The sequence below is a fragment of the Mesorhizobium sp. B2-3-6 genome (assembly GCF_006442305.1).
Taxonomy (GTDB): Bacteria; Pseudomonadota; Alphaproteobacteria; order Rhizobiales; family Rhizobiaceae; genus Mesorhizobium.
In genome coordinates this window covers 368,356-375,258 of the sequence record NZ_VFVW01000008.1, presented here as the reverse complement: position 1 = coordinate 375,258, position 6,903 = coordinate 368,356, and the positions used below count along the sequence as shown (strand labels likewise).

The 6,903-nt window shown below is 61.7% G+C and carries 8 protein-coding genes; 4 read left to right on the top strand and 4 right to left on the bottom strand.

Annotated features, from left to right (window positions below):
* The first annotated feature begins 200 nt into the window (after nt 1–200).
* A complete protein-coding gene (locus FJ953_RS23950; protein ID WP_140493629.1) occupies nt 201–569 on the top strand; it encodes a GFA family protein in 369 nt (122 codons plus the stop codon).
* A 152-nt stretch (nt 570–721) separates the two neighbouring features.
* Nucleotides 722–1,372 carry an OmpA family protein gene (locus tag FJ953_RS23945; protein ID WP_140493627.1) on the top strand — a complete coding sequence of 217 codons (651 nt, stop codon included), beginning with the start codon at nt 722–724 and terminating at the stop codon, nt 1,370–1,372.
* A gap of 102 nt (nt 1,373–1,474) precedes the next feature.
* Here FJ953_RS23945 and FJ953_RS23940 read toward each other — a convergent pair whose 3' ends face one another.
* Complete coding sequence (locus FJ953_RS23940; protein WP_210242383.1) at nt 1,475–2,059, bottom strand: HXXEE domain-containing protein; 585 nt, start codon at nt 2,057–2,059, stop codon at nt 1,475–1,477.
* Between the two features lie 341 nt (nt 2,060–2,400).
* Between FJ953_RS23940 and FJ953_RS23935 the strand changes: the two genes are divergently transcribed.
* Entirely contained in the window at nt 2,401–3,006 is a 606-nt protein-coding gene (locus FJ953_RS23935; RefSeq protein ID WP_140625173.1) for a hypothetical protein, read from the top strand.
* A 71-nt stretch (nt 3,007–3,077) separates the two neighbouring features.
* Here FJ953_RS23935 and FJ953_RS23930 read toward each other — a convergent pair whose 3' ends face one another.
* Nucleotides 3,078–4,661: a DEAD/DEAH box helicase gene (locus FJ953_RS23930; RefSeq protein WP_181171681.1), complete on the bottom strand. Its 1,584-nt coding sequence runs from the start codon at nt 4,659–4,661 to the stop codon at nt 3,078–3,080.
* A gap of 203 nt (nt 4,662–4,864) precedes the next feature.
* A complete protein-coding gene (locus tag FJ953_RS23925) occupies nt 4,865–5,638 on the bottom strand; it encodes an NAD kinase (RefSeq protein WP_140493621.1) in 774 nt (257 codons plus the stop codon).
* A gap of 319 nt (nt 5,639–5,957) precedes the next feature.
* Between FJ953_RS23925 and FJ953_RS30605 the strand changes: the two genes are divergently transcribed.
* Nucleotides 5,958–6,122, top strand: a complete 165-nt coding sequence (locus FJ953_RS30605) for a hypothetical protein (protein WP_181167386.1) — start codon at nt 5,958–5,960, stop codon at nt 6,120–6,122.
* A gap of 18 nt (nt 6,123–6,140) precedes the next feature.
* Here FJ953_RS30605 and FJ953_RS23920 read toward each other — a convergent pair whose 3' ends face one another.
* Nucleotides 6,141–6,902, bottom strand: coding sequence for an MBL fold metallo-hydrolase (locus tag FJ953_RS23920; protein ID WP_140493617.1), 762 nt, complete (start codon nt 6,900–6,902; stop codon nt 6,141–6,143).
* Nucleotide 6,903 lies beyond the last annotated feature (1 nt).

Below are 6,903 nucleotides of genomic sequence, written 5' to 3'. Positions count from 1 at the left end.
AACAATCGAGGCAGCCGAATGCAGGAACTACTTCGAAAACGCAGGCTACGCTTCCGTCAAGATATGAAACGCTCTAGGCCCGGGAAGCGCAGCGGCGACCGGCCCGGACCGCGATAGGGGGCCTGCTGACGGACAGTTGCCAGGACCGCTTCTTTGTGTTGCGTTGCCTGAGGGCGGCGGACAAGGGAGAGGTGACGTCCATGACCATCAAGGGAAGCTGCCACTGCAAGGCGACGATATTCGAGGTTTCGCAAGCACCGCAGACGCTGACGCAGTGCACTTGTTCGTTCTGCTCGAAACGCGGCTCGCTTTGGGCCTACTACACTCCGGCGCAGTTCAAGCTCCTCACGCCGCAGAAGAATGTTTCCTTCTATCAGTGGGGATCAAAGACCGTTAAGCACGGTTTTTGCGACACCTGCGGCTGCGGGACCTTCACCGAAACACCGGACTGGTCGAGCGGAGAGCCGGATTTCGACAATCCCAAGATCAGTGTCAACTCGCGGTTGTTCGACGATTTCGACCTGGACAAGGTCGAAGTGGTGGCCATCGACGGCAAGAATCTCTGGTAGATTCCTGGACGCCCAATCGGGAAATCGTGCCCCGGGGAAAAGCCGTCGCCGGTGCTTTTCCCGTTCCGCTTTTCGCCGCATTTCATGGTACAAGTCGCGCGAAGGGCTGATTTGGCGCCACCGCAAGGCGTGACTTGGAGAGGGACAATCCTATGAAGAAGACCGTGCTCGTCGTCGTGGCGACGGCTGTGCTGGTGAGCGCCTGCACCACCACCGATCCGTATACCGGCGACCAGAAGATTTCCAATACGGCGGCCGGCGCCGGCCTCGGCGCCTTGGCCGGCGCCAGCCTTGGCCTGCTTGCGGGTGGCAATGACCGCCGCAACGCGCTGATCGGCGCCGGCATCGGGGCGCTGGCCGGCGGCGCCATCGGCGCCACCATGGACCAGAACGAAGCCGAACTGCGCCGGCAGTTGGAGGGCACAGGCGTCAGCGTCACCCGCTCCGGCGACCAGATCATCCTCAATATGCCGTCCGACATCACCTTCAACGTCGATCAGGATGCGGTGAAGCCCGGCTTCTACCAGGTGCTGAATTCGGTCGCGCTGGTGCTGAAGAAGTTCAAGCAGACCACGGTCGACGTGTTCGGCCATACCGATTCGACCGGCGGCGACCAGCATAATTTCGATCTGTCGCAGCGCCGCGCGCTGGCGGTCGCCAACTACCTGGCTGGCCAGGGCGTCGATTCACGCCGCTTCGCGGTCACCGGATTCGGCAAGACCCGTCCGGTCGCGTCCAATGCCACGGCCGAGGGTCGCGCTCAAAACCGTCGCGTCGAGATCCAGCTTTCGCCGCTCACCTGAGCAGCATCGACCAGAATGCAAAAAGGGCCTCGCAACGGGCCGTTTTTATTTGCAAAATGCGACCGACGGCCAGGCCTGCGGCCCCCGGGTTCTTCCATGATGTTACGGTGAGGTCGGCTTATCGACCGTCGCTCGTTGGGTCAGGCGCTGCCGCCGGACGACATGGGCAACGATCAGTCCATGAATGAGCAGCCCGGCCGTAAGTCCAAGGATATGGAAGCCCGTTCCCGAACCGGAAAGCGTCAGGATCGACCAGATGGATGCGGGTACGAACAAGACAATTGCGGTGATGAGCCCGGGGTTGTAGCTGCGCATCCTGATGGCCTGCGCGACGTGAACCAAAGCGTTGATCAGGGTGGTGTAGGCGGCGATCAGCCCTATCCCGGCATTGACCGTGACAGCGAGGGTGAAAACCAGGGAATAGATGCCCCATACACCCGGTACGTTGATCACAAAGACATCGAAGCGGGTAAGCAGCGGCGCCCCGCCGCCGAGCATCTTGTTGACGAAAAGCCGGAACCGGTCCTCGGCATGCTCCTCGTATTGGTGGAGCATGTAAATCGGAATCAGCAGGAAGACGGCGAGCTCGGCTGTCTCCAATCGAGCGGCCAGCCCGATCGCCACCACGCACAGGGTGAGGCCGGCGAGCACGCCACCATAGACCCAATCTTCCACCAGACGCTTCATCACGCCATCTTCGGCGAGGCCGTGCGTCCTTGCAACACACGACGATATCAGACCTTGGCGACAATGCGTATGAAGGCCGGTGTGTCGTAGCCGAAGCCAACGGTGGCGTCGCTCGGCGATGACGGCAACAGCTTCACCGGCCGCGACCGGCCGCGCTCAGATTGAGATTGGCGCGCCAGAGAATTAGCCAGTCCTAAATAACCGCTTTCCCGCAGCCATGGAAAGGAATAGCATCGTCGCTGTTCCGGAGGGGATGAGGCGGTACACCTGGCCGCGCAATAAGCATTTCTTTTTCAGCCTCGGTCTTGCACGGCCAGATCAAAAAAATCTGGGAGGAATGCATGACAAGAACAGCCAGCCTCGGGCGCTGCGGCGTCCTCGTTTTAACAGGTCTTGTAAGCGCATGGTTGGGCGTCGCGGCGGCTCGGGCCGAGGATGCCAACAAAGCTGACATCGAGGCCTTGAAAAAGTCGCTCGCCAAATATGAGGACTACACCGCGGCCGTCCGCGACCTTTATCTGTCGACGGTCGGCTGCGTCTACTATAGCGGAGAAAAGATATCCGGAGCGATGTACTACCCGAAAGGCGCCATGGGCATCCATTTCGTCAACGTCCCAAGTGTCGGCCAAAAACTCGACCCGATGCGCCCCAATGTGCTGATCTACGAGCCGACGAAAAACGGTCTGCGCCTGGTCGGGGCGGAATGGCTTGTGCCGCTGACGCCGGACGTCAAAGAGCCACCGAAGCTGTTTGGCCAAACCTTCATGGGTCCGATGGAGGGACACTATCCGCTCATCCCGAGGGAGTTCGTCCACTACGATCTTCACGCCTGGCTGGGTGATAATCCCAACGGCATGTTCAGTCCGACGAACCCGAACGTGAAATGCAACAAGGCCGAGTTTCCGATGTTGGAGAAACCGACCAAGATGATGCCCGGGCCGATGTAACGGCGACCCCAGCCAGGAGCTTGCCGGGAGGGCAAGCCGGATGGCCGTCTTGCCTTGGAACCACCCGTCGGTCAGCCCTTGGCGACGATACGCATGAAGGCGGGCATGTCGTCGCCGAAGCCAACGGTGGCGTCGTTTTCGTCTTCTCGGTTGCGGGCAGGGCGACGGTCATCGCGCTGGGGCCTGGTGTCGCCACGTTCCGGTGCACGTCGCTCGCTGCGCGCCGCGGAGCTCTTGCGCTCGGAATTTTCCGAGCGGATAGCGTCCTTGCGCGTGCGCCGCTCACCAGTGTCGGCGACCGTTTCCTCGGCCGCGACCGGCTGTTCCTCGCGCACGGTCTCCGGTGCCGCGTCTTCGCCGTGCTTGGCCTGGCGTCCGCCTCTCTTGCGCTCGCCCCTGTCCTTGCGGTCGTCGTCCTTGCGGCCGGCACGACGCGGTGCACCGCGGCCACGGCGCGGAGCTTCGTCCTCGCCTTCGCTGGCCACCACCGTCGACAGGTCACCGTCATGCCACTCGATCTTGGTGCCGATCAGCCGTTCGATGGCTTCGATATACTTGGTGTCGGACTTGGTCGCGATGGTGAAGGATTTTCCGGAGCGCCCGGCGCGGCCGGTACGGCCGATTCGGTGGACGTAATCCTCGGCGTGGATCGGCACGTCATAGTTGAAGACGTGGCTGACATCGGGAATATCGAGGCCGCGCGCCGCCACGTCGGAGGCGACCAGATACCGAAGCTTGCCGTCCCGGAAATTTGCCAGCATCTGCATGCGTGCGCGCTGGTCCATGTCGCCATGCAGCGCGCCGGCGTCGAAATCATATTTCAGCAGCGAGCGGAACAGCTCCGACACCTCGATCTTGCGATTGCAGAAGATGATGGCGTTCTTCAGCTCCGCATCCTCGGCTTTGATCAGGTTGCGCAGCGTCTCGCGCTTGTCCCAGGGTTTGGAACCTGACTTCACCAGCCGCTGGATGATGTTGGTCGCGGCGGAGGCGGCCTTTGAAACCTCGACGCGCACCGGCGCGTGCAGGAACTTTTCGGTCAGCTTGGTGATCTCGGGCGGCATCGTCGCCGAGAAGAACAGCGTCTGCCGGGTGAAGGGGATCATCTCGCAGATACGCTCGATATCGGGAATGAAGCCCATGTCGAGCATGCGATCGGCTTCGTCGATGACGAGGATCTCGACGCCGTTGAGCAAGAGCTTGCCGCGCTCGCGGTGGTCGAGCATGCGGCCGGGCGTCGCGATGAGCACGTCGGCGCCACGCTCCAGTTTCTTGTCCTGTTCGTCGAACGACACGCCGCCGATCAGCAGTGCGATGTTGAGCTTGTGGTTCTTGCCGTATTTGATGAAGTTTTCCTCGACCTGCGCCGCAAGCTCGCGGGTCGGCTCCAGGATCAGCGTGCGGGGCATGCGGGCGCGGGCGCGGCCCTTTTCCAGTCGTGTCAGCATCGGCAGCACGAAGGAGGCCGTCTTGCCGGTACCGGTCTGTGCTATGCCAAGCACATCCTTGCCCAGAAGCGCGTGCGGAATGGCGCCGGCCTGGATCGGCGTCGGCTTGAGGTAGCCGGCGTCGGTGACTGCGGAAAGGACCTTCGGCGATAGGCCGAGGTCCGCGAAAGTCAACGCTTCTTGAGCGGTCTGGGTGTCTGAGGACAAGTTCTGGCTGTCTTTGGCTGTTCGGGGAAGCGCAACGGCATCCGTCGCGGCAGGCGCCGCGCGCCCGCAAGATCATCACTGCAACTAGGCGCAAGCCCGCGATTTGTCAACACAAACGGCCGGCAATGGCTCGATTGTGAAGTCGTAACCTTAATTACTATGTCTGATCCGGCCGCTTATCCGCGCGCCGGCTCAATATCGGCTCAATAACGGAACTGTTCCGCCAGTATGCGTTCGTTCCAGGAGTGATTGGGATCGAACAGCAAAGTTGCGGTCGCCGTCGCAGATTCCCTCACCGTCACGGAAGCTACGGCCTTGACCTCCGTATGGTCGGCGGCGGCGTTCACCGGCCGCTTTTCCGCCTCTAGTATATCGAAGCGCACGGTTGCCTTGTTGGAAAGCAAAGCGCCGCGCCAGCGGCGCGGGCGAAACGGGCTGACGGGGGTAAGCGCCAGCAGCGGCGCGTCGAGCGGCAGGATGGGCCCATGCGCCGAAAGATTGTAGGCGGTGGAGCCAGCCGGCGTGGCGATCATCACGCCGTCGCAATTCAGTTCCTCGAGCCGTACCTGGTCATCTATGGTGATGCGGATCTTGGCCGTCTGATAGGACTGGCGCCATAACGCCACTTCGTTGATGGCCAGCGCCGAGACGGTTTCGCCATCCGAGGTAACGGCCTGCATCTCCAGCGGACGGATCGTTTCGGCGACCGCGGCGGCGATGCGCTCGGCGAGACCTCCGGAACGATATTCGTTCATCAGGAAGCCGATGGTGCCACGGTTCATGCCGTAGACCTTTTTGCCGGTTCCCATTGTATCGCGCAAAGTTTGCAGCAGGAAACCGTCGCCGCCCAGGGCCACGACGACATCGGCTTCCGCGACCGAATGCTGGCCATAGCGCGCCGACAGGCTTTCCAGCGCCGCTTTGGCGTCAGGCGTGCCGGACGAGACGAAGGCGATGCTGTTGGCGGCTTTGCTCATGGCTCCCCGACGGTGACCGGTTGGCGGCTGGGCCGGGGTAGCATGGGCGGGCCTGTGTGCAAAGAGAGCCCGCAGACGTGCGGTTCGAACCGGCAGTCGCGAATCATATCAGGGAACGAGCCAATGTGATGGTTAAGGCCGGGCTTAAACTCTCGTAAAGCCCCATGGATCATGTTAGCCGGCATGGGTGGCGTGGGGGCGCCCACAGCGATCTTATGCCTTTCAGGATACGAAAGACGCTGTGGCACTTTTGATCGTGCGTGAATCCTTCGAGAGTCGAGCCCGATTCCGGGGACACGCGCCAGCCGGGACCAACATATTGCTGGTAACACGCCTGATCATCATCTCCGTCGTGCTGGGAAGCTTCGCGCTTGTCTTCGCCGAACTGGTGCGCCGCTCGGAAGAAACAAGCCTCAGGCCCTTGCCCACTGCCTCGCGCTGCGGCGACGCCGCCGGTATGCCTTGTCCGCAAAGGGCGCTGTAGATCAAAACAAGCTGATTGCTAGGAGCGTGGTTGCAGATGGCAGCCGGCCTGGCGTTTCTGTGCCAGATACTCGTCGATCAGCTGCCGATAGCGCACCTTGCCGAAACTCGGGAAATGGCCGCCATGCACGACCGAGACGTCGAGGTCGCGCATGGCAAGCAGCGTCTGCAAATAATCATCGATATCGGAATGGTAGACGTCGTCGATCAGCGGGCCGTCATAGATGATGTCGCCGGAAAGCAGGATGCGGGTCTTCTTCTCGTACAGAGCGATACCGCCTGGCGAATGGCCGGGCGTGTGGATCACCTCGAAGGCGCGATCGCCGAGGTCGACGATATCGCCATGTTCGAGCAGGCGGTCCGCCGGGGCGGGCATGATGCGATAGCGCGCCGTATCCCAACCTTGTGGCTGGCGATCGAACATCTCTTCATTGGCGTAGCGGTCAGCCACCGTCCATTCGTTGCGCGGATCGGTCAGAATCTCCGCCTCGGCGCGGTGCACGCAGCGGTCGGGAAATTCATGGTGGCAGCCTATATGATCGAAATGCGTGTGGCTGGCGACGCAGGTGAGCTTGCGCTCGCTAACCAGCGGCACATGGCGCCTGAGGCTGAAATGGCCAAGCCCGGTATCGAACAGCAGGTCGCGGTCGCGACCGCGCACATGCCACATATTACAGCGGAAGAACGGTTTGATCCATGGCTCGTGGATCAGCGTGACACCGTCGCCCATGCGGATGGTTTCGTACCAGTCAGGTGCGTCGACGACCGCAAGCATGCCCATG

What these genes read in the sequence shown, in the direction of transcription:
- FJ953_RS23925 (WP_140493621.1), bottom strand. Translation starts at nt 5,638, where the DNA reads ATGAGCAAAGCCGCCAACAGCATCGCCTTCGTCTCGTCCGGCACGCCT.
- FJ953_RS23935 (WP_140625173.1), top strand. Translation starts at nt 2,401, where the DNA reads ATGACAAGAACAGCCAGCCTCGGGCGCTGCGGCGTCCTCGTTTTAACA.
- FJ953_RS23920 (WP_140493617.1), bottom strand. Translation starts at nt 6,902, where the DNA reads ATGGGCATGCTTGCGGTCGTCGACGCACCTGACTGGTACGAAACCATC.
- FJ953_RS23945 (WP_140493627.1), top strand. Translation starts at nt 722, where the DNA reads ATGAAGAAGACCGTGCTCGTCGTCGTGGCGACGGCTGTGCTGGTGAGC.
- FJ953_RS23940 (WP_210242383.1), bottom strand. Translation starts at nt 2,059, where the DNA reads ATGAAGCGTCTGGTGGAAGATTGGGTCTATGGTGGCGTGCTCGCCGGC.
- FJ953_RS23950 (WP_140493629.1), top strand. Translation starts at nt 201, where the DNA reads ATGACCATCAAGGGAAGCTGCCACTGCAAGGCGACGATATTCGAGGTT.